At 57.8% G+C, this 20,566-nt stretch carries 17 protein-coding genes, 2 tRNA genes and 3 rRNA genes; 13 read left to right on the top strand and 9 right to left on the bottom strand.

Annotated elements, in window-relative coordinates:
- Nucleotides 1–95 precede the first annotated feature (95 nt).
- The 4 genes from A9971_RS00110 (at nucleotide 96) to A9971_RS00095 (ending at nucleotide 3,350) form a co-directional block, all read left to right on the top strand.
- Nucleotides 96–689 carry an aminodeoxychorismate/anthranilate synthase component II gene (locus tag A9971_RS00110; RefSeq protein WP_011063801.1) on the top strand — a complete coding sequence of 198 codons (594 nt, stop codon included), beginning with the start codon at nucleotides 96–98 and terminating at the stop codon, nucleotides 687–689.
- A 9-nt stretch (nucleotides 690–698) separates the two neighbouring features.
- On the top strand, nucleotides 699–1,748 hold the full coding sequence (gene trpD, locus A9971_RS00105; protein ID WP_011063800.1) for an anthranilate phosphoribosyltransferase: 1,050 nt from the start codon (nucleotides 699–701) through the stop codon (nucleotides 1,746–1,748).
- Nucleotides 1,745–2,581 carry an indole-3-glycerol phosphate synthase TrpC gene (gene trpC, locus A9971_RS00100; protein WP_011063799.1) on the top strand — a complete coding sequence of 279 codons (837 nt, stop codon included), beginning with the start codon at nucleotides 1,745–1,747 and terminating at the stop codon, nucleotides 2,579–2,581. Before trpD ends, trpC begins: the two co-directional genes overlap by 4 nt.
- A gap of 67 nt (nucleotides 2,582–2,648) precedes the next feature.
- Nucleotides 2,649–3,350 (top strand): lipoate--protein ligase family protein, encoded by a 702-nt coding sequence (locus tag A9971_RS00095; protein WP_183001543.1) that lies wholly within the window; start codon nucleotides 2,649–2,651, stop codon nucleotides 3,348–3,350.
- On the opposite strand, the gene crp is transcribed toward A9971_RS00095, so the two are convergent.
- Entirely contained in the window at nucleotides 3,347–3,991 is a 645-nt protein-coding gene (crp, locus tag A9971_RS00090) for a cAMP-activated global transcriptional regulator CRP (protein ID WP_011063797.1), read from the bottom strand. The two genes, A9971_RS00095 and crp, sit on opposite strands and share 4 nt — an antisense overlap.
- A 237-nt stretch (nucleotides 3,992–4,228) precedes the next feature.
- Here crp and A9971_RS00085 point away from each other — a divergent pair, with 237 nt between their 5' ends.
- Nucleotides 4,229–4,651 carry an OsmC family protein gene (locus A9971_RS00085; RefSeq protein WP_009045862.1) on the top strand — a complete coding sequence of 141 codons (423 nt, stop codon included), beginning with the start codon at nucleotides 4,229–4,231 and terminating at the stop codon, nucleotides 4,649–4,651.
- Nucleotides 4,652–4,723: 72 nt separating this feature from the next.
- Here the strand turns inward: A9971_RS00085 and coq7 are convergent, their stop codons facing one another.
- From coq7 to hemJ, 6 genes are all read right to left on the bottom strand, one after another.
- On the bottom strand, nucleotides 4,724–5,371 hold the full coding sequence (coq7, locus tag A9971_RS00080; RefSeq protein WP_011063796.1) for a 2-polyprenyl-3-methyl-6-methoxy-1,4-benzoquinone monooxygenase: 648 nt from the start codon (nucleotides 5,369–5,371) through the stop codon (nucleotides 4,724–4,726).
- Between the two features lie 126 nt (nucleotides 5,372–5,497).
- Complete coding sequence (locus tag A9971_RS00075) at nucleotides 5,498–5,836, bottom strand: histidine triad nucleotide-binding protein (RefSeq protein WP_016963742.1); 339 nt, start codon at nucleotides 5,834–5,836, stop codon at nucleotides 5,498–5,500.
- A gap of 70 nt (nucleotides 5,837–5,906) precedes the next feature.
- Nucleotides 5,907–6,695: an SDR family oxidoreductase gene (locus tag A9971_RS00070; RefSeq protein WP_183001542.1), complete on the bottom strand. Its 789-nt coding sequence runs from the start codon at nucleotides 6,693–6,695 to the stop codon at nucleotides 5,907–5,909.
- 62 nt (nucleotides 6,696–6,757) lie between these two features.
- On the bottom strand, nucleotides 6,758–7,678 hold the full coding sequence (locus A9971_RS00065; RefSeq protein WP_183001541.1) for a DUF805 domain-containing protein: 921 nt from the start codon (nucleotides 7,676–7,678) through the stop codon (nucleotides 6,758–6,760).
- 96 nt (nucleotides 7,679–7,774) lie between these two features.
- Nucleotides 7,775–8,743, bottom strand: coding sequence for a nitronate monooxygenase family protein (locus A9971_RS00060; protein ID WP_019092762.1), 969 nt, complete (start codon nucleotides 8,741–8,743; stop codon nucleotides 7,775–7,777).
- 32 nt (nucleotides 8,744–8,775) lie between these two features.
- Nucleotides 8,776–9,207: a protoporphyrinogen oxidase HemJ gene (hemJ, locus tag A9971_RS00055; protein WP_011063791.1), complete on the bottom strand. Its 432-nt coding sequence runs from the start codon at nucleotides 9,205–9,207 to the stop codon at nucleotides 8,776–8,778.
- A gap of 135 nt (nucleotides 9,208–9,342) precedes the next feature.
- Here hemJ and argC point away from each other — a divergent pair, with 135 nt between their 5' ends.
- Together argC and erpA are read left to right on the top strand one after the other, a co-directional pair.
- A complete protein-coding gene (gene argC, locus A9971_RS00050) occupies nucleotides 9,343–10,377 on the top strand; it encodes an N-acetyl-gamma-glutamyl-phosphate reductase (RefSeq protein ID WP_072443688.1) in 1,035 nt (344 codons plus the stop codon).
- Between the two features lie 168 nt (nucleotides 10,378–10,545).
- Nucleotides 10,546–10,896 (top strand): iron-sulfur cluster insertion protein ErpA, encoded by a 351-nt coding sequence (gene erpA, locus A9971_RS00045; RefSeq protein ID WP_011063789.1) that lies wholly within the window; start codon nucleotides 10,546–10,548, stop codon nucleotides 10,894–10,896.
- A gap of 70 nt (nucleotides 10,897–10,966) precedes the next feature.
- On the opposite strand, the gene A9971_RS00040 is transcribed toward erpA, so the two are convergent.
- Together A9971_RS00040 and A9971_RS00035 are read right to left on the bottom strand one after the other, a co-directional pair.
- Entirely contained in the window at nucleotides 10,967–12,058 is a 1,092-nt protein-coding gene (locus tag A9971_RS00040; protein ID WP_152686482.1) for an anhydro-N-acetylmuramic acid kinase, read from the bottom strand.
- Between the two features lie 3 nt (nucleotides 12,059–12,061).
- Complete coding sequence (locus tag A9971_RS00035; RefSeq protein WP_161466560.1) at nucleotides 12,062–13,483, bottom strand: peptidoglycan DD-metalloendopeptidase family protein; 1,422 nt, start codon at nucleotides 13,481–13,483, stop codon at nucleotides 12,062–12,064.
- A gap of 209 nt (nucleotides 13,484–13,692) precedes the next feature.
- On the opposite strand from A9971_RS00035, the gene tyrS reads away from it, so the two are divergent.
- The 6 genes from tyrS to rrf form a co-directional block, all read left to right on the top strand.
- Nucleotides 13,693–14,898, top strand: a complete 1,206-nt coding sequence (tyrS, locus tag A9971_RS00030; RefSeq protein WP_183001960.1) for a tyrosine--tRNA ligase — start codon at nucleotides 13,693–13,695, stop codon at nucleotides 14,896–14,898.
- A 330-nt stretch (nucleotides 14,899–15,228) separates the two neighbouring features.
- A 16S ribosomal RNA gene (locus A9971_RS00025) occupies nucleotides 15,229–16,767 on the top strand.
- 123 nt (nucleotides 16,768–16,890) lie between these two features.
- Nucleotides 16,891–16,967, top strand: a tRNA-Ile gene (locus tag A9971_RS00020).
- Nucleotides 16,968–16,977: 10 nt separating this feature from the next.
- Nucleotides 16,978–17,053 (top strand) — tRNA-Ala (locus A9971_RS00015).
- 233 nt (nucleotides 17,054–17,286) lie between these two features.
- A 23S ribosomal RNA gene (locus tag A9971_RS00010) occupies nucleotides 17,287–20,178 on the top strand.
- Nucleotides 20,179–20,495: 317 nt separating this feature from the next.
- Nucleotides 20,496–20,566: ribosomal RNA gene (gene rrf, locus A9971_RS00005) — 5S ribosomal RNA — on the top strand; the annotation flags it as partial.

Genomic DNA, 20,566 nt, shown 5'->3' with positions numbered 1-20,566 from the left:
CCGGCACGCTCCACTGCGCTTGTGTATATCAATGTGCATATCGACACCCTGAGTTGCATGCACACCTACTTTAAAATCAATAAGTTGGAGCATGTATGCTGCTGATGATTGATAACTACGACTCCTTCACCTACAACGTCGTCCAGTACCTGGGCGAGTTGGGAGCTGAGGTGAAAGTAGTGCGCAATGACGAACTGACCGTGGCTCAGATCGAGGCGCTCAAGCCCGAGCGCATCGTGGTCTCGCCCGGGCCTTGCACGCCGACCGAAGCCGGTATTTCCATCGAGGCGATCAAGCATTTCGCCGGCAAGCTGCCGATTCTCGGCGTATGCCTGGGGCATCAGTCCATCGGCCAGGCCTTTGGCGGCCAGGTGGTGCGTGCCCGGCAAGTGATGCACGGCAAGACCAGCCCGGTGTTCCACCGCGACCTGGGGGTGTTCAACGGCCTGAACATGCCGCTGACCGTAACCCGTTACCACTCGCTGGTGGTCAAGCACGAGAGCTTGCCCGAGTGCCTTGAAGTCACGGCCTGGACCCAGCTGGAAGACGGCTCCGTCGACGAGATCATGGGGTTGCGCCACAAGACGCTGAATATCGAGGGGGTGCAATTTCACCCCGAGTCTATTCTCACCGAGCAGGGCCACGAGCTGTTCGCCAACTTTCTCAAACAGAGCGGCGGCACGCGCTAAGGACTTTTCATGGATATCAAGACTGCCTTGAGCCGTATCGTCGGCCACCTGGACCTGAGCACCGAAGAAATGCGTTCGGTAATGCGTGAAATCATGACCGGCCAATGCACCGATGCGCAGATTGGCGCCTTCATGATGGCCATGCGCATGAAAAGCGAAAGCATCGACGAGATCGTCGGTGCGGTATCGGCAATGCGCGAGCTGGCGGACCGGGTCGAGCTGAAAACCCTGGATGGCGTGGTGGATGTAGTGGGCACCGGCGGTGACGGGGCGAACATCTTCAACGTGTCCACGGCTTCCTCCTTTGTGGTCGCTGCGGCCGGTTGCACTGTGGCCAAGCACGGCAACCGCGCGGTGTCCGGCAAGAGCGGCAGCGCCGACCTGCTGGAAGCGGCCGGGATCTATTTGAACCTGACCCCGGTCCAGGTGGCGCGCTGCATCGATAACGTCGGCATCGGCTTCATGTTTGCCCAGTCCCATCACGGGGCGATGAAATATGCCGCCGGCCCGCGTCGCGACCTTGGCCTGCGCACCCTGTTCAACATGCTCGGCCCGCTTACGAATCCGGCCGGAGTCAAGCATCAGGTGGTAGGCGTGTTCACTCAGGCGTTGTGCCGGCCCTTGGCCGAAGTCTTGCAACGCCTGGGCAGCAAGCACGTTCTGGTGGTGCATTCCCAGGATGGTCTGGACGAGTTCAGCCTGGCTGCGCCCACCTATGTGGCCGAGCTGAAGAATGACCAGATCACCGAGTACTGGGTACAGCCCGAGGATCTGGGCATGAAGAGCCAGAGTCTGTTCGGCCTGGTGGTGGAAAGCCCGGCGGCCTCCCTGGAGCTGATCCGCGATGCCCTGGGGCGCCGCAAGACAGAGCATGGCCAGAAGGCCGCCGAAATGATTGTGCTCAATGCGGGTGCGGCGCTGTATGCCGCTGATCATGCCAGCAGCCTGAAAGAGGGCGTGGCCCTGGCTCACGACGCCTTGCACACCGGCCTGGCCCGGGAGAAGCTCGAAGAGCTGGGTGCCTTTACCGCGGTGTTCAAGCAGGAGAATGAAGGATGAGTGTGCCGACAGTTCTGGAGAAAATCCTCGCCCGTAAAGCCGAGGAGGTTGCCGAGCGCAGCGCCCGCGTCAGCCTGGCCGAGCTGGAAACCCTGGCGCGTGCTGCCGATGCACCACGGGGTTTCGCCCGGGCCTTGCAGGATCAGGTCAAGCTCAAGCAGCCGGCAGTGATAGCCGAGATCAAGAAGGCTTCGCCGAGCAAAGGCGTGATCCGTGAGAACTTCGTTCCGGCGGACATTGCCAAGAGCTACGAGAAAGGCGGTGCCACTTGTCTGTCGGTGCTGACCGATGTCGATTACTTCCAGGGTGCCGATGCGTACCTGCAGCAGGCCCGCGCCGCCTGCAAGCTGCCGGTGATCCGCAAGGATTTCATGATCGACCCGTACCAGATCGTCGAAGCCCGTGCCCTGGGCGCCGACTGCGTATTGCTGATTGTCGCTGCGCTGGATGACGCGCGGATGGCGGAGCTGGCGGCGGTGGCCAAGGGCGTTGGCCTGGATGTGCTGGTGGAAGTGCATGATGGTGATGAGCTGGAGCGGGCGTTGAAGACCCTCGACACACCGCTGGTTGGGGTCAACAACCGCAACCTGCACACCTTCGAAGTCAATCTGGAGACCACCCTCGACCTGCTGCCACGCATTCCCCGCGAGCGCCTGGTGATTACCGAGAGCGGCATCCTCAACCGTGCCGATGTCGAGCTGATGGAAATCAGCGATGTCTATTCGTTCCTGGTGGGTGAGGCGTTCATGCGTGCCGAAAGCCCGGGCAGCGAATTGCAGCGTCTGTTCTTCCCTGAGCGCGGCGTGCCGGTCAGCGGCTCGACCCTGGACTGAACCCGTGACAATGAACAAGCCGGCGATGCCGGCTTTTTCATGCCTATCGCCAAGGATTTCTACTGCCATGACTCAACCCCTTGCCTTGACTGTCGAAGCCGGCCTGCAGGCCGAGCAAGATCTGCTGGCCCTGGTGTGTACCGGTGAAAAAGAGTTCGGCCTGCTGTTCTGGCAGCCCAGTGACCGGGCGCTGGTGATGCCTCGGCGCTTGAGCCGCCTGCCTGGATTTGAACGGGCCTGCGAGGAGTCGGCCGCCAACGGCTGGCCGGTGCTGCTGCGCGAAACCGGCGGCGAGCCGGTGCCGCAGTCGGCGGCCACGGTGAACATCGCCCTGGTCTACGCCCCGCCGCGCAGCGAAGGGGATCAGGGCCGGATCGAAACCGCGTACCGGCGCCTGTGTCAGCCGATCTGCGACCTGCTCAGCGAACTGGGGGGCAACCCGTCATTGGGCGAAGTGGAAGGGGCGTTCTGCGATGGTCGCTTCAACGTCAACCTGGGCGGGCGCAAGATGGTCGGCACCGCCCAGCGCTGGCGTCAGAGCAAGGGTGGCCAGCGGCCAGTGGGCCTGGTGCATGGTGCCTTGCTGCTGGATAACGAACGCGATTCGATGGTGAGCGCGGTCAATACTTTCAATCAGGCCTGTGGCCTGGAACAGCGCTGCCGGGCCGAAAGTCATATCGCCCTGCACGAGGCCTTTGCGGCGCCCGATGCGCTAGTGCGGTTGGAGAGCCTGTACCGGCAGATGCTCAAGGGCTTCCTGGCGGATTAGCGGGTGCCGAATACCACCATGGTCTTGCCCTTGACGTGAACCAGGTTGCGTTCTTCCAGATCCTTGAGGACGCGACCGACCATTTCCCGTGAACAACCGACGATCCGGCCGATTTCCTGGCGGGTGATCTTGATCTGCATGCCATCCGGGTGGGTCATGGCGTCCGGTTGCTTGCACAGCTCCAGCAGGCAGCGGGCCACCCGCCCGGTCACGTCGAAGAACGCCAGGTCGCCGACCTTGCGCGTGGTGTTGCGCAGGCGCTGGGCGATCTGCCCGCTGAGCACATAGAGGATGTCCGGGTCGTTCTGCGACAGTTCGCGGAACTTGGCGTAGCTGATCTCGGCAACCTCGCACTCTACCTTGGCGCGTACCCAGGCGCTGCGCTGCTGCTCATGGCCGGCCTCTTCGAAGAGCCCCAGTTCGCCGAAGAAGTCTCCGGCATTGAGGTAGGCGATGATCATCTCCCGACCGTCATCGTCTTCGATGAGGATGGTCACCGAGCCCTTGATGATGAAGTACAGGCTGTCGGACACATCACCGGCGCAGATGATGTTGCTCTTGGCCTGATACCGGCGGCGTTGACAGTGCATGAGCAACTTGTCGAGATTTTTGATCTTGGGGGTGGGGGCAATAGCAACCATGGTTGTATCCCGAAAAGACTGCACGGTATGAGGTGTTTTTTTTTATGGGGCGTAAAACGAAGGTGTTGAACGCTGGCGATGCGCCAGTCATTTGGCGTCAGCTTAACAGACACGTCCTTGGCTCAATTAAGATTTTTCTTATCGAAAACCGGTATTGAGGGACAAACGGTCAAAGCGCTGTGGCTGGAAAACCCTGTGCTAAGCTGGCGACCCTTTTTTAACAGTGGAGTCTTGGCGATGAAGGCACGCATCCAATGGGCTGGCGAAGCCATGTTCCTCGGCGAATCGGGCAGTGGCCACGTAGTGGTGATGGATGGCCCGCCGGAAGCCGGTGGCCGCAACCTGGGTGTTCGCCCTATGGAAATGCTCCTGCTCGGCGTGGGCGGTTGCAGCAACTTCGATGTGGTCAGCATTCTCAAGAAGTCGCGCCAGGCGGTTGAAAGCTGCGAGGCGTTCCTGGATGCCGAGCGTGCCACCGAAGACCCCAAGGTCTTCACCAAGATCCACATGCATTTCGTGGTCAAGGGCCGGGGCCTCAAAGAAGCCCAGGTCAAGCGGGCCATCGAGCTGTCTGCCGAGAAATACTGCTCGGCGTCGATCATGCTCGGCGCGGCCGGTGTGGCCATCACTCACGATTACGAAATCGTCGAGTTGGGCTGAATCCGCGCGGATTCTGGCGGTAAAAGAAAAGGGCGCTTCGATAGCGCCCTTTTTGATGCCCGTGGTTTGGAATCAGATCCGGTAGGTGCTCTTGGTCATGACCTTGGCCAGCAGGCTCATGCCGAATTTCACCGGCGCCGGGAAGCGGAACCCGCCGGCTTCGAGCGCGGTTTCAGCGTGATGTTCTTCGTCGATGCGCATCTGTTCGAGAATCGCTCGGGACTTTTCGTCTTCGGCCGGCAGTTGCTCCAGATGCTCGTTCAGGTGCTTGCACACCTGGTCTTCGGTGGCGGCAACGAACCCCAGGCTGACCTTGTCGCTGATCAGGCCTGCCGCGGCGCCGATGCCGAAGGACAAACCGTAGAACAGCGGGTTGAGCACGCTCGGGTGGCTGCCCAACTGGCGGATGCGCTGTTCGCACCAGGCCAGGTGGTCGATTTCTTCTTCGGCTGCATGTTCCATGGCCTGGCGTACCTGAGGCAGCTTGGCGGTCAGGGCCTGGCCCTGGTACAGCGCCTGGGCGCAGACTTCCCCGGTGTGGTTGATGCGCATCAGGCCGGCCACGTGCCGGGTGTCCTCGTCACTCATCTGCGCTTCCGGCTGCACGATGGCCGGCGACGGGCGATAAGGTTGGCCGCTGAAAGGCAGCAGCGTGCGCATCGCCATATCGGCTTGCAACAGCAGGCGGTCGATCGGCGAGTAGTGACGTTGGGTAGTCATGCTTATCTCCGGGAGAAATCTCGGCTGCCAGTTTACTCCAATCAAAGGAGCGAAAACTGCGCTGGATCAGCGCACCCTCGTCCTCGATGGTCAGAGAGGGCGCTGCGCAAGGGGTGGGGCGGGCAATCAGCCCGGGGGCCAGTTCATCTGGCGCTGACCCAGCACGTGCATGTGAATGTGATACACGGTCTGCCCACCCAGCTCGTTGCAGTTCATGACGACCCGGAAGCCGTCTTCGCAGCCTTGCTCCTTGGCCAGGCGCTGGGCGGTGAACAGAATGTGTCCGGCCAGGGCCTTGTCGTCCTCGGTGAGGTCGTTGAGGGTGCGGATGGGTTTCTTCGGGATCACTAGGAAATGCACCGGCGCTTGCGGGGCAATATCGTGGAAGGCCAGAACCTGGTCGTCCTCGTAGATGATCTTCGCGGGTATTTCTCTGTTGATGATCTTGGTGAACAGAGTATCCACAGCTGTTTCTCCATTGGGTTGGTCCGGGCCGAGTGTACTCAGGTGCACAAGGTGCGCCCAGCCCCGACTCTTAACGTGGGCAGTAGGCCCGATTGACGTAACCGACGATCTTGCGGGTCAGCCAGCGTGAGCTCAGGCGGACGCTGAAGGCCATCCAGCGGTTCAGGCGGCCGGGAATGATGATGGCGCGGTTCTTTTCCAGGGCGCGGGCCGCATACAGCGCGACCTCCTCGGGGCTCATGAGCAGCTTGCTGTCCTTGAGTTTGGTGGTGTCCATTTGTGCGGTGCGGAAAAATGCGGTGCGGGTCGGCCCCGGGCAGAGTACCGAGACCTTCACCGCGCACTTCTTCAATTCTTCGCGCAACCCTTCGGAGAAATGCAGGACATAGGCCTTGCTGGCGTAGTAGCTGCTCATCCAGGGGCCGGGATAGAAGGCTGCCACCGAGGCGACATTGAGGATCTGCCCGCCGCCCAGCAGCGCCATGCTGTTGCCCAGGGCATGACACAGGCGGGTGAGGGCGAGGATGTTGACCTCGATCAGGTCCTGCTCGGTCATCCAGTCCTGGGCCAGGAACGGGCCGCTGGTGCCGATGCCGGCGCAATTGACCAGCAGGTCGATCTGCCGGTCACCCTCCTCCAGCTCCAGCAGGAAACCGGACAGGCGCAGTGGTTCGCCCAGGTCGCAGGCGCGGAACAGCACTTCGACGCCGAAGCGCTGGGTCAATTCCAGGGCGATGCATTCCAGCTGATCACGCTGACGGGCCACGAGAATCAAATTACGGCCGCGCCGGGCCAGTGCTTCGGCCAGGGCCAGGCCTATGCCGCTGGAAGCACCAGTGATCAGAGCGTAACGGGTCATGCATTTCTCCATCGCAACGGCCGGCGGCCTGCGACGGGGGAGGGTCGCAGGCCCGGGCGCGTTTATTCTTGCTCGGACTCGGATTCTACAGGGGCGGCGATATCGGCGGGTTCGGCATCTTCATCGGCGCTGCTGGAGTCGATGCTTTCGCTGTAGCTGGTTTCGCTGTAGCGATCTTCCAGGGAGCTCAGGCCGCCGGCCACCATGCCCACGATCAGTGCGACGATCAGGACGACCCACATCCAGGACAGCACCTTGACGGCGGTGGTGTTGGGCGGTGGTGGTGCGCCGTAGCGGTTGGCCACGTTGCTGCCCGGGCTGACCATCAGCACCAGAGGGAAGATGCTGCCGACGATGGGCACGAAGTTCAGTAGCCACAGCCAGCCCGACCAGCCGAGATCGTGCAGGCGCTGCACGCTGATCTGAATGCTGACCACGAGGAAGCCGATGAAGACCACGATACCGCCGACAATCCCCAGGCCGGTGAGCAGGGTGGAATTGAACACCGCCGCGGACAGGATACCGAAGAAGGCGCCTACCCCGACCACGGCCAGCATGGCCACCGTCAGGACCAGAGTCCAGGCCAGGTAGCGCAGGCGACCGATACGGCCTTCGAAGCTGAATACGTTGAGTGCGGCGTATTGTGGGATTGCATCGCCTACTACGGCTTGCGGGGGCGCATAGGGCGACTCGCTGAGGCTGCTGGCCCTGGGTGTGGGGGTTACTGCGTCTAGATCCAGCTTCAGGGCCTGCTCGGATTCGATGCGGGCATCGATCCCGGCGTTCTTCAATGCTTCCAGATAGCGCTGGGCGTCGGCCTGCGTCAGGTCGCGCTTGAGCTCCACCTGCTGGCCGCTGAACAGGCGTTCTACGGCGGCGGCATCGCTTTTGAACAGTTCGGCGAGGTTCAGTTGGGCAGTGGCTTTTTCCACGCCGGGCAGCAATGTGCCGTCGAAAACGATCTTGTAGCGGGTTTCGCTCATGGGGGCATCCCTGTCACTTGAAAAGAAGGTTTACATAAAAGACCGACAGTTTAAGGCCAGCGCCCCTCGGCTGGCCAAAAAACTAATGAGAACGGGTTAACGTGGCCAGCGTTTGCTCAGTTGGCTGGCGCGTTGCTGGGCCGCCTGATATTCGCTGTCCAGGCGCGCGATCAATTGGTCGACGCTGGGCAGGTCGTCGATTTCACAGACCCCCTGGCCTGCGGACCAGACGGTTTTCCAGGCTTTTGCCTCATCGCTGATGGGTTTGAGCTTGGAGCCGAAGTTGATCTCACCTTTGCCTTGCAGGGCGGCCAGGTCGAAACCTGCGTTCTCCAGGCTTTGGCGCATGAAGCTGGCAGGTACTCCAGAAACCGCGGCGGTATGCACGATGTCGGCGGCTCGAGAGCTGAGTAGCATCTCTTTATAGGCATCCGGTGCGTGGCTTTCGGTGGTACCGATAAAGCGGGTGCCCAAGTAGGCGAGGTCGGCGCCAAGCAGCTGTGCGGCAAGAATCTCGTGGCCCCGGTTCAGGCAGCCGGCCAGTAGCAGGGTCTTGTCGAAGAACTGGCGGATCTCGGCGACCAGAGAGAAGGGGCTCCAGGTGCCTGCATGGCCACCCGCTCCGGCAGCGACGGCGATCAGCCCATCGACACCCGCCTCGGCGGCTTTCTCTGCGTGCCGGCGGGTGGTCACGTCATGAAATACCAGGCCGCCGTAGCTGTGCACGGCGTCCACTACTTCCTTGACCGCGCCGAGGCTGGTGATGACGATCGGTACCTTGTGCTCGATGCAGATCTGCAAGTCGGCCTGCAGCCGTGGGTTGCTGTTGTGCACGATCAGGTTCACGGCGTAGGGAGCAGGGTTCTCCAGCTTGGCCAGGCCCGCTTCGATCTCCTCCAGCCAGGCCTTGAAACCGCTGCTTTCGCGCTGATTGAGGGCGGGAAAGCTACCCACCACACCATTGCGACAGCAGGCCAGGACCAGTTCCGGGTTGGAGATCAGAAACATCGGCGCGGCCACCAGGGGCAGGCGCAGACGTTGTTCGAGCAAAGCGGGCAGTGACATTGGAGTACCCCCAGGGAAGCGACTAGTTAGAGTTAGAACGGCCGTACAACGACCAAAATTACAATAGCCAGCAATATCAGAACCGGTACTTCATTGAACCAGCGATAAAAGACATGGCTGCGGGTGTTTTCGCCACGGGCGAAGCGCTTCACTTGCGCGCCGCACATGTGGTGATAGCCGATGAGGATGACCACCAAGGTCAGTTTGGCGTGCATCCAGCCGCCCTGGCCGAAATACGCGCTGGGGTTGAGGCTGATCAGCCAGATGCCAAAGATCAGTGCCGCGATCATCGCAGGCCCCATGATGAAGCGGTATAGCTTGCGTTCCATCAGGCAGAAGCGCTCGCGGCTGATGCTGTCCTCGCTTTGGGCGTGGTAAACGAACAGGCGTGGCAGGTAGAAAAGGCCGGCAAACCAGCAGACCACGCTGACGATATGAAAGGCTTTGAGCCATAGATAGAGCATTTTTAGTTATTCCCAGGTTCACGGTGGCGAAGATAGTAGAGGGTAGAGCGTCCGCACGTCACCTTGACGGTTGTCGCAGGGGCGCGCCGCCCCTATTATCGGCAGCTTTCCAGTGGGTTCGTTGAGGGCAGGTTTATGGTCAAGGTCGGTATCGTCGGCGGCACGGGTTACACCGGTGTCGAACTGCTGCGTCTGTTGGCACAGCATCCGCAAGCGCGAGTGGAAGTCATCACTTCGCGATCCGAGGCTGGCCTGGCCGTTGCTGACATGTACCCGAACCTGCGTGGCCATTACGACGGCCTGGCGTTCAGCGTGCCGGATATCAAGACCCTTGGTGCCTGTGACGTGGTGTTCTTTGCCACCCCCCATGGCGTGGCGCATGCACTGGCTGGCGAACTGCTGGCTGCGGGGACCAAGGTCATCGATCTATCGGCGGACTTCCGCCTGCAGGATGCCGATGAGTGGGCCAAGTGGTACGGTCAGCCTCACGGTGCCCCTCAATTGCTGGAGGAAGCGGTCTACGGCCTGCCGGAAGTCAATCGCGAACAGATCAAGAAAGCCCGTTTGATTGCGGTTCCTGGCTGCTATCCAACCGCAACCCAGCTCGGTTTCCTGCCGCTGCTGGAAGCCGGTCTTGCCGACACTTCCCGGCTGATCGCCGACTGCAAATCCGGTGTCAGCGGTGCTGGCCGTGGCGCCAGCGTCGGGTCGCTGTACTCGGAAACTTCCGAAAGCATGAAGGCCTATGCGGTCAAGGGGCACCGTCATTTGCCGGAAATCCGTCAGGGCCTGCGCCGGGCAGCAGGCAAGGAAGTTGGCCTGACGTTCGTACCGCACCTGACGCCGATGATTCGCGGTATCCACTCCACGCTCTACTCCACGGTGGTGGATAAGTCGGTGGATCTGCAGGCGTTGTTCGAGAAGCGTTATGCCAATGAGCCGTTTGTCGATGTAATGCCGGCCGGCAGCCATCCGGAGACCCGCAGTGTGCGGGGTGCCAACGTGTGCCGGATTGCCGTGCACCGGCCGCAGGATGGTGATCTGGTAGTGGTACTGTCGGTCATCGACAACCTGGTCAAGGGCGCTTCGGGCCAGGCGGTGCAGAACCTCAATATCCTGTTCGGCCTGGATGAGCGTCTGGGGCTGTCCCACGCGGGCATGCTGCCTTAACGTCGTTTTTGCGTGAACAAAAAGGCCCGTCTGACGGGCCTTTCTGCTTTATACGGGTGGCTGTACGACTATTGATATACCGTAACAATAGTTGACCGCTTTTCTGGGAGAAGCGGATAATGCGCGTCATTACGCAGTATGGCGGCTTAACGCCGGGAGATAGTCAGCATGAGCGTTGAATCCTTCACCCCCACGGCTTTGCAATTCACTCAAGGTGCAGCGCACAAGGTGAAGACCCTGGTCGATGAAGAGGGTAATGATCGCTTGAAGCTGCGCGTATTCGTTACGGGCGGCGGTTGTTCGGGGTTTCAGTACGGTTTCACTTTCGATGAGGAAGTGGCCGAGGATGACACCATCGTCGAGCGCGAGGGCGTGAGCCTGGTGGTCGATCCGATGAGCTTCCAGTACCTGGCCGGTGCTGAAGTGGACTACCAGGAAGGCCTGGAAGGTTCGCGGTTCGTGATCAAGAACCCCAATGCCACCACTACCTGTGGTTGCGGGTCGTCGTTCTCGATCTGACCAGCCGGCAGTAGCCATTCGCCGAACGCCGCAGGGGCCTGGGATCCTGCGGCGTTTTGCTGTCTGCTGTTCAAGCCGGGTAGATGGCGCCTAGTACACGCAGGCCACGGGCGCCGGTGACGCTGGGCCGGTTGGCAGCGATGCCTTCCAGGCAGCAGTGGGCCAGCCAGGCAAACGCCATAGCCTCTACCCAGTCGGGATCTACGCCATACGCCGCAGTGCTGCTGACCCGTGTTTGCGGGAGGAGGGCTGCCAGGCGGCCCATGAGCGCTGCGTTATGCGCGCCGCCGCCGCACACCAGCAGCTCCTGGGTGTCACTTTGAGCGCTCTGCAGCGAATCGACGATGGTTAGAGCTGTCAGTTCGAGAAGGGTAGCCTGCACGTTTTCGGCGGCAATAGCGCCCCGTGCCCTCAGATGCCGCTGTAGCCAATCAAGATTGAATACCTCGCGCCCGGTGCTCTTCGGGCCTTGGGTGGCGAAGAACGGGTCGCTGAGCAGGGCTTGCAGGAGGGGCGGATCAACCTGGCCGCTGGCAGCCCACTGGCCATTGCGGTCGAAGTTCTCTGCGCGTTGGGCCTGGATCCAGGCATCGAGCAGGACGTTGCCCGGGCCACAGTCGAATCCGGCCACCGGCTTGGCGGTTTCGATCAGGCTCAGGTTGCTGAACCCGCCGACGTTCAGCACGGCGCGGTTTCCCGGGCGCTGGTCGAACAGGGCTTCGTGAAAGGCCGGAACCAGCGGCGCGCCTTGCCCGCCCGCCGCCACGTCGCGGCTGCGGAAGTCGCTGACAACAGTGATCCCGGTCAGCTCAGTGAGCAGGGCCGGATTGCCGATCTGCACCGTGAACCCGCGGCTTGGCTCATGGCGCACGGTTTGTCCGTGGCTGCCGATAGCGCGAATGTCTTGAGGGTGCAGTTGCTGTTGTTGCAGAAGCTGGTTGATGCCCTGGGCGGCCAGCTCGACCCAGTGCTGTTGGGCGATGGCGGAACGGGCGATCTCGTCGGGGCCACTGGCGCACAAACCCAGGAGTTCGGCGCGCAGGGTATCGGGCATGGGGATGTAGCGAGTGGCGACCAATCTGAGCGCCGGGCTTTGCTCGATCAGGGCGATGTCCAGGCCATCAAGGCTGGTACCGGACATCACACCTATATAGAGCGCCATGGCTTAGCGCTTGCTCGAGGCCAGCATCGTGGCCTTTTCCTGATCCATCCGGGCCATCAGAGGCTGGCTCTGCTGCAGGAAGCGTGCTCGTTCGGCCTTGGCGATCGGGTCGGCCATGGGCAGCTTCTGGCCCAGCGGATCCACGTGGACACCGTTGACCTGGAACTCGTAGTGCAGGTGCGGTCCGGTGGACAGCCCGGTGGTACCGATATAGCCGATGACCTGGCCCTGTTTCACCGAGCCGCCAGTCTTCACACCCTTGGCAAAGCCCTGCATGTGGCCGTACAGGGTGCGGTAGGTGTTGCCGTGCTGGATGATCACGGTATTGCCATAACCGCCACGACGGCCAGCTAGCAGCACCTTCCCATCACCGGCAGCCTTGATTGGCGTGCCCCGTGGCGCGGCATAGTCCACGCCCTTGTGGGCACGGATCTTGTTCAGGATCGGGTGCTTGCGGCCCATGGAAAAGCGCGAACTGATGCGAGCGAAGTCCACCGGTGTACGGATGAAGGCCTTGCGCATGCTGTTGCCATCAGCGGTGTAGTAGCTGCTGGAACCCTGTTTGTTGGTGTAGCGCACTGCGGTGTAGGTCTTGCCACGGTTAGTGAAGCGCGCGGAGAGGATATTGCCTGTGCCGACTACCTTGCCGTTGGCGACTTTTTGCTCATAGATCACGTCGAATTCGTCACCCTGGCGAATATCCTGGGCGAAGTCGATGTCGTAGCCGAAAACGTTGGCCATATCCATGGTCAGGCTGTGGGACAGCCCGGCGCGTGCGGCAGACTGCGAAAGCGAGCTGTTGATGACGCCGTGGACATAGGCAGAACGAACCACTGGCTTGGTGATCACGCGGCTGAACGTAAAGCCCTTGGGGCCTTTGGTCAGGGTGATGGTTTCCAGGTCGCTGACCTTGCTGTGCAGGTTGTTCAGTTGGCCATCAGGCGTCAGCTCGAACTCCAGCTTCTGGCCATGCTTGAGCTGGGAGAACTGCTTGGCCTGCTTGTCGCTGGCCAGTACTTCATGGACAGAAGTGGCTGGCAGGCCAACCTTTTCAAAGAGTGTGGAGAGGGTGTCGCCCTTGGTGACCAGAACTTCCCTGTGGCCGGGGGCTTTTGGCTCCTCCACGGCAGCAGGCACAGGTGCGGCTTCTGCGGTTTGCGTGGTGTCTTCGGCGGTGTTTTCGATCTGTGCGAAAGGTGAGGCAACGGCCTCGCTTGTGGCTTGTTCGGTGGATGCGGCGTCTTGATCTTGTGTCAGTTGCTCGATCGGGCTTTCCAGATCAAGGCTCAATGTCGTTTTTTTTGCTTCTACATCACTGGATGGAAATACCAGAAGGGCCAAGCTGAGAAGGGCCGCGATGCCACTTGCGGCGAGCAGGTGGCTCTTCGGATAAAGCGGTGGCGCTTTAGACGGTTCGGTGGTCATAGGTAATTTGACTTTGAAAAGATGAAATGGAAAAGATGAATGACATGATGAAGATGAAATAACTGTATAAAATATAACCAAATCATCTGTGACGCAAGGGCGCGGGCACTCTGCTTTCGGAATGCTCCCGTACGCCGGGCAAAACTTGTAATTAGTCCATGATCTTGTATGGTTGGTTCCCTTTTGAATCTGAGCCTTGCGGGTCTGTTATGAAGTCGGTTGAAGAGCAGCTAGCGCTGATCAAACGTGGTGCGGAAGAGTTGTTGGTCGAGTCCGAGTTGATCGAGAAGCTCAAGCGCGGCGAACCGCTGCGCATTAAGGCTGGCTTCGATCCGACGGCGCCGGATCTGCATCTCGGGCATACCGTACTTATTAATAAGCTGCGTCAGTTCCAGGACTTGGGTCACCAGGTAATCTTCCTGATTGGCGACTTCACCGGCATGATCGGTGACCCCAGTGGCAAAAGTGCCACGCGCCCACCCTTGACTCGCGAGCAGGTCCTGGAAAACGCAGAGACCTATAAAAGCCAGGTCTTCAAGATTCTTGATCCTGCCAAGACTGAGGTGGCTTTCAACTCCACCTGGATGGACAAGATGGGACCGGCGGACTTCATTCGTCTAACTTCCCAGTACACTGTTGCGCGGATGCTCGAGCGCGACGACTTCGACAAGCGTTATTCGACCAATCAGCCGATTGCCATTCATGAGTTCCTTTACCCGTTGGTGCAAGGCTATGACTCGGTGGCATTGCGCGCCGATGTCGAGCTGGGCGGTACCGACCAGAAGTTCAATCTGCTGATGGGGCGTGAGCTGCAGCGCGGTTATGGTCAGGAAGCGCAGTGCATTCTGACCATGCCATTGCTCGAAGGGTTGGATGGCGTCAAGAAGATGTCCAAGTCTTTGGGTAACTATGTCGGTATCCAGGAGGCGCCTGGCGTGATGTACGGCAAGCTGGTGTCCATTCCTGATGCGTTGATGTGGCGTTACTTCGAGTTGCTCAGCTTCCGCTCCATGGATGAGATCAATGCATTCAAGGCGGATGTAGATGCTGGCGCTAACCCGCGTGACATCAAGATCAAGCTGGCCGAGGAGATTGTTGCGCGCTTCCATGGTGAAGAGGCTGCTGCAAATGCTCACCGTGCCGCAGGTAATCGCATGAAAGATGGTGAACTGCCTGATGATCTGCCGGAAATCGAGCTGGTTGCTGCCGAGGATATGCCGATTGCGGCTGTCCTTAATAAGGCGGGGCTGGTGAAGAACGCAGCAGTGGCTCGGGATCTTCTAGGTTCGGGTGGTGTGCGGGTGGATGGTGAGGTTGTCGATCGCACCTATATATATGCAGTAGGTTCAACCCATGTGTGCCAAGCCGGAAAGATTCGATCCTCTCGATCGAAAGCGGTTGAAAAGAGGTGTTGACAGCAGCGTGTAACGCTGTAGAATTCGCCTCCCGCTAACGAGAGATCGGAGGCGCAAGTGGTTGAAGTTAAAAAGGAAACTTTGAAAACTTCTTAAAAAAATCACTTGACAGCAAATGAGGCTGCTGTAGAATGCGCGCCTCGGTTGAGACGAAAGATCTTAACCAACCGCTCTTTAACAACTGAATCAAGCAATTCGTGTGGGTGCTTGTGGAGTCAGACTGATAGTCAAAAAGATTATCAGCATCACAAGTTACTCCGCGAGAAATCAAAGATGTAACCAACGATTGCTGAGCCAAGTTTAGGGTTTTCTCAAAACCCAAAGATGTTTGAACTGAAGAGTTTGATCATGGCTCAGATTGAACGCTGGCGGCAGGCCTAACACATGCAAGTCGAGCGGCAGCACGGGTACTTGTACCTGGTGGCGAGCGGCGGACGGGTGAGTAATGCCTAGGAATCTGCCTAGTAGTGGGGGATAACGTCCGGAAACGGGCGCTAATACCGCATACGTCCTACGGGAGAAAGTGGGGGATCTTCGGACCTCACGCTATTAGATGAGCCTAGGTCGGATTAGCTAGTTGGTGAGGTAATGGCTCACCAAGGCGACGATCCGTAACTGGTCTGAGAGGATGATCAGTCACACTGGAACTGAGACACGGTCCAGACTCCTACGGGAGGCAGCAGTGGGGAATATTGGACAATGGGCGAAAGCCTGATCCAGCCATGCCGCGTGTGTGAAGAAGGTCTTCGGATTGTAAAGCACTTTAAGTTGGGAGGAAGGGCAGTTACCTAATACGTGATTGTTTTGACGTTACCGACAGAATAAGCACCGGCTAACTCTGTGCCAGCAGCCGCGGTAATACAGAGGGTGCAAGCGTTAATCGGAATTACTGGGCGTAAAGCGCGCGTAGGTGGTTTGTTAAGTTGGATGTGAAAGCCCCGGGCTCAACCTGGGAACTGCATCCAAAACTGGCAAGCTAGAGTATGGTAGAGGGTGGTGGAATTTCCTGTGTAGCGGTGAAATGCGTAGATATAGGAAGGAACACCAGTGGCGAAGGCGACCACCTGGACTGATACTGACACTGAGGTGCGAAAGCGTGGGGAGCAAACAGGATTAGATACCCTGGTAGTCCACGCCGTAAACGATGTCAACTAGCCGTTGGGAGCCTTGAGCTCTTAGTGGCGCAGCTAACGCATTAAGTTGACCGCCTGGGGAGTACGGCCGCAAGGTTAAAACTCAAATGAATTGACGGGGGCCCGCACAAGCGGTGGAGCATGTGGTTTAATTCGAAGCAACGCGAAGAACCTTACCAGGCCTTGACATCCAATGAACTTTCTAGAGATAGATTGGTGCCTTCGGGAACATTGAGACAGGTGCTGCATGGCTGTCGTCAGCTCGTGTCGTGAGATGTTGGGTTAAGTCCCGTAACGAGCGCAACCCTTGTCCTTAGTTACCAGCACGTTATGGTGGGCACTCTAAGGAGACTGCCGGTGACAAACCGGAGGAAGGTGGGGATGACGTCAAGTCATCATGGCCCTTACGGCCTGGGCTACACACGTGCTACAATGGTCGGTACAAAGGGTTGCCAAGCCGCGAGGTGGAGCTAATCCCATAAAACCGATCGTAGTCCGGATCGCAGTCTGCAACTCGACTGCGTGAAGTCGGAATCGCTAGTAATCGCGAATCAGAATGTCGCGGTGAATACGTTCCCGGGCCTTGTACACACCGCCCGTCACACCATGGGAGTGGGTTGCACCAGAAGTAGCTAGTCTAACCTTCGGGAGGACGGTTACCACGGTGTGATTCATGACTGGGGTGAAGTCGTAACAAGGTAGCCGTAGGGGAACCTGCGGCTGGATCACCTCCTTAATCGACGACATCAGCTGCTTCATAAGCTCCCACACGAATTGCTTGATTCATTGAAGAAGACGATAGAAGCAGCTTTAAGCTCCAAGCTGATAGCTCCAAGCTAACAGTTACAAGCTCGAAATTGGGTCTGTAGCTCAGTTGGTTAGAGCGCACCCCTGATAAGGGTGAGGTCGGCAGTTCGAATCTGCCCAGACCCACCAATTTTGTTATGGGGCCATAGCTCAGCTGGGAGAGCGCCTGCCTTGCACGCAGGAGGTCAGCGGTTCGATCCCGCTTGGCTCCACCATAAACTGCTTCTGAAAGCTTAGAAATGAGCATTCACTTTGAATGTTGATTTCTAGTCTTTTGATTAGATCGTTCTTTAAAAATTTGGGTATGTGATAGAAAGATAGACTGAACGTTACTTTCACTGGTAACGGATCAGGCTAAGGTAAAATTTGTGAGTTCTCTTTTAATTAAGAATGCAAATTTTCGGCGAATGTCGTCTTCATAGTATAACCAGATTGCTTGGGGTTATATGGTCAAGTGAAGAAGCGCATACGGTGGATGCCTTGGCAGTCAGAGGCGATGAAAGACGTGGTAGCCTGCGATAAGCTTCGGGGAGTCGGCAAACAGACTTTGATCCGGAGATCTCTGAATGGGGGAACCCAGCCATCATAAGATGGTTATCTTGTACTGAATACATAGGTGCAAGAGGCGAACCAGGGGAACTGAAACATCTAAGTACCCTGAGGAAAAGAAATCAACCGAGATTCCCTTAGTAGTGGCGAGCGAACGGGGACTAGCCCTTAAGTGGCTTTGAGATTAGCGGAACGCTCTGGAAAGTGCGGCCATAGTGGGTGATAGCCCTGTACGCGAAAATCTCTTAGTCATGAAATCGAGTAGGACGGGGCACGAGAAACCTTGTCTGAATATGGGGGGACCATCCTCCAAGGCTAAATACTACTGACTGACCGATAGTGAACTAGTACCGTGAGGGAAAGGCGAAAAGAACCCCGGAGAGGGGAGTGAAATAGATCCTGAAACCGTATGCGTACAAGCAGTGGGAGCAGACTTTGTTCTGTGACTGCGTACCTTTTGTATAATGGGTCAGCGACTTATTTTCAGTGGCAAGCTTAACCGAATAGGGGAGGCGTAGCGAAAGCGAGTCTTAATAGGGCGTCTAGTCGCTGGGAATAGACCCGAAACCGGGCGATCTATCCATGGGCAGGTTGAAGGTTAGGTAACACTGACTGGAGGACCGAACCGACTACCGTTGAAAAGTTAGCGGATGACCTGTGGATCGGAGTGAAAGGCTAATCAAGCTCGGAGATAGCTGGTTCTCCTCGAAAGCTATTTAGGTAGCGCCTCATGTATCACTGTAGGGGGTAGAGCACTGTTTCGGCTAGGGGGTCATCCCGACTTACCAAACCGATGCAAACTCCGAATACCTACAAGTGCCGAGCATGGGAGACACACGGCGGGTGCTAACGTCCGTCGTGAAAAGGGAAACAACCCAGACCGTCAGCTAAGGTCCCAAAGTTATGGTTAAGTGGGAAACGATGTGGGAAGGCTTAGACAGCTAGGAGGTTGGCTTAGAAGCAGCCACCCTTTAAAGAAAGCGTAATAGCTCACTAGTCGAGTCGGCCTGCGCGGAAGATGTAACGGGGCTCAAACCATACACCGAAGCTACGGGTATCACGTAAGTGATGCGGTAGAGGAGCGTTCTGTAAGCCTGTGAAGGTGAGTTGAGAAGCTTGCTGGAGGTATCAGAAGTGCGAATGCTGACATGAGTAACGACAATGGGTGTGAAAAACACCCACGCCGAAAGACCAAGGTTTCCTGCGCAACGTTAATCGACGCAGGGTTAGTCGGTCCCTAAGGCGAGGCTGAAAAGCGTAGTCGATGGAAAACAGGTTAATATTCCTGTACTTCTAGTTATTGCGATGGAGGGACGGAGAAGGCTAGGCCAGCTTGGCGTTGGTTGTCCAAGTTTAAGGTGGTAGGCTGGAATCTTAGGTAAATCCGGGGTTCTAAGGCCGAGAGCTGATGACGAGTTACCTTTTAGGTGACGAAGTGGTTGATGCCATGCTTCCAAGAAAAGCTTCTAAGCTTCAGATAACTAGGAACCGTACCCCAAACCGACACAGGTGGTTGGGTAGAGAATACCAAGGCGCTTGAGAGAACTCGGGTGAAGGAACTAGGCAAAATGGCACCGTAACTTCGGGAGAAGGTGCGCCGGTGAGGGTGAAGGACTTGCTCCGTAAGCTCATGCCGGTCGAAGATACCAGGCCGCTGCGACTGTTTATTAAAAACACAGCACTCTGCAAACACGAAAGTGGACGTATAGGGTGTGACGCCTGCCCGGTGCCGGAAGGTTAATTGATGGGGTTAGCTAACGCGAAGCTCTTGATCGAAGCCCCGGTAAACGGCGGCCGTAACTATAACGGTCCTAAGGTAGCGAAATTCCTTGTCGGGTAAGTTCCGACCTGCACGAATGGCGTAACGATGGCGGCGCTGTCTCCACCCGAGACTCAGTGAAATTGAAATCGCTGTGAAGATGCAGTGTATCCGCGGCTAGACGGAAAGACCCCGTGAACCTTTACTATAGCTTTGCACTGGACTTTGAATTTGCTTGTGTAGGATAGGTGGGAGGCTTTGAAGCGTGAACGCCAGTTTGCGTGGAGCCATCCTTGAAATACCACCCTGGCAACTTTGAGGTTCTAACTCAGGTCCGTTATCCGGATCGAGGACAGTGTATGGTGGGTAGTTTGACTGGGGCGGTCTCCTCCTAAAGAGTAACGGAGGAGTACGAAGGTGCGCTCAGACCGGTCGGAAATCGGTCGTAGAGTATAAAGGCAAAAGCGCGCTTGACTGCGAGACAGACACGTCGAGCAGGTACGAAAGTAGGTCTTAGTGATCCGGTGGTTCTGTATGGAAGGGCCATCGCTCAACGGATAAAAGGTACTCCGGGGATAACAGGCTGATACCGCCCAAGAGTTCATATCGACGGCGGTGTTTGGCACCTCGATGTCGGCTCATCACATCCTGGGGCTGAAGCCGGTCCCAAGGGTATGGCTGTTCGCCATTTAAAGTGGTACGCGAGCTGGGTTTAGAACGTCGTGAGACAGTTCGGTCCCTATCTGCCGTGGACGTTTGAGATTTGAGAGGGGCTGCTCCTAGTACGAGAGGACCGGAGTGGACGAACCTCTGGTGTTCCGGTTGTCACGCCAGTGGCATTGCCGGGTAGCTATGTTCGGAAAAGATAACCGCTGAAAGCATCTAAGCGGGAAACTTGCCTCAAGATGAGATCTCACTGGAACCTTGAGTTCCCTAAAGGGCCGTCGAAGACTACGACGTTGATAGGTTGGGTGTGTAAGCGCTGTGAGGCGTTGAGCTAACCAATACTAATTGCCCGTGAGGCTTGACCATATAACACCCAAGCAATTTGCTTAAGAAGCGAGTTGCGGTGTGTGAAGACGATACAAACCGAAAGTTTGCGAACACACAAACTAAAGGGCCGTCGAAGACTACGACGTTGATAGGTTGGGTGTGTAAGCGCTGTGAGGCGTTGAGCTAACCAATACTAATTGCCCGTGAGGCTTGACCATATAACACCCAAGCAATTTGCTTAAGAAGCGAGTTGCGGTGTGTGAAGACGATACAAACCGAAAGTTTGCGAACACACAAATCTATTACATACCCATTCGCTGGCACGTTGCACAAGCAACGGACTGGCTACCGAATTTCTTGACGACCATAGAGCGTTGGAACCACCTGATCCCATCCCGAACTCAGAAGTGAAACGATGCATCGCCGA

It is taken from the genome of Pseudomonas sp. UME65 (assembly GCF_014170225.1).
In the GTDB taxonomy this organism is placed as follows: domain Bacteria; phylum Pseudomonadota; class Gammaproteobacteria; order Pseudomonadales; family Pseudomonadaceae; genus Aquipseudomonas; species Aquipseudomonas protegens.
Note: the sequence above shows the minus strand (reverse complement) of the source record. Positions and strands in the feature narration are given on the sequence as shown.

Coding starts and splice junctions, on each gene's coding strand:
- A9971_RS00085 (WP_009045862.1), top strand. CDS start 4,229: ATGAAGGCACGCATCCAATGGGCTGGCGAAGCCATGTTCCTCGGCGAA.
- trpC (WP_011063799.1), top strand. CDS start 1,745: ATGAGTGTGCCGACAGTTCTGGAGAAAATCCTCGCCCGTAAAGCCGAG.
- argC (WP_072443688.1), top strand. CDS start 9,343: ATGGTCAAGGTCGGTATCGTCGGCGGCACGGGTTACACCGGTGTCGAA.
- A9971_RS00060 (WP_019092762.1), bottom strand. CDS start 8,743: ATGTCACTGCCCGCTTTGCTCGAACAACGTCTGCGCCTGCCCCTGGTG.
- A9971_RS00035 (WP_161466560.1), bottom strand. CDS start 13,483: ATGACCACCGAACCGTCTAAAGCGCCACCGCTTTATCCGAAGAGCCAC.
- tyrS (WP_183001960.1), top strand. CDS start 13,693: ATGAAGTCGGTTGAAGAGCAGCTAGCGCTGATCAAACGTGGTGCGGAA.
- erpA (WP_011063789.1), top strand. CDS start 10,546: ATGAGCGTTGAATCCTTCACCCCCACGGCTTTGCAATTCACTCAAGGT.
- A9971_RS00070 (WP_183001542.1), bottom strand. CDS start 6,695: ATGACCCGTTACGCTCTGATCACTGGTGCTTCCAGCGGCATAGGCCTG.
- hemJ (WP_011063791.1), bottom strand. CDS start 9,207: ATGCTCTATCTATGGCTCAAAGCCTTTCATATCGTCAGCGTGGTCTGC.
- A9971_RS00110 (WP_011063801.1), top strand. CDS start 96: ATGCTGCTGATGATTGATAACTACGACTCCTTCACCTACAACGTCGTC.
- A9971_RS00040 (WP_152686482.1), bottom strand. CDS start 12,058: ATGGCGCTCTATATAGGTGTGATGTCCGGTACCAGCCTTGATGGCCTG.
- trpD (WP_011063800.1), top strand. CDS start 699: ATGGATATCAAGACTGCCTTGAGCCGTATCGTCGGCCACCTGGACCTG.
- A9971_RS00065 (WP_183001541.1), bottom strand. CDS start 7,678: ATGAGCGAAACCCGCTACAAGATCGTTTTCGACGGCACATTGCTGCCC.
- coq7 (WP_011063796.1), bottom strand. CDS start 5,371: ATGACTACCCAACGTCACTACTCGCCGATCGACCGCCTGCTGTTGCAA.
- crp (WP_011063797.1), bottom strand. CDS start 3,991: ATGGTTGCTATTGCCCCCACCCCCAAGATCAAAAATCTCGACAAGTTG.
- A9971_RS00095 (WP_183001543.1), top strand. CDS start 2,649: ATGACTCAACCCCTTGCCTTGACTGTCGAAGCCGGCCTGCAGGCCGAG.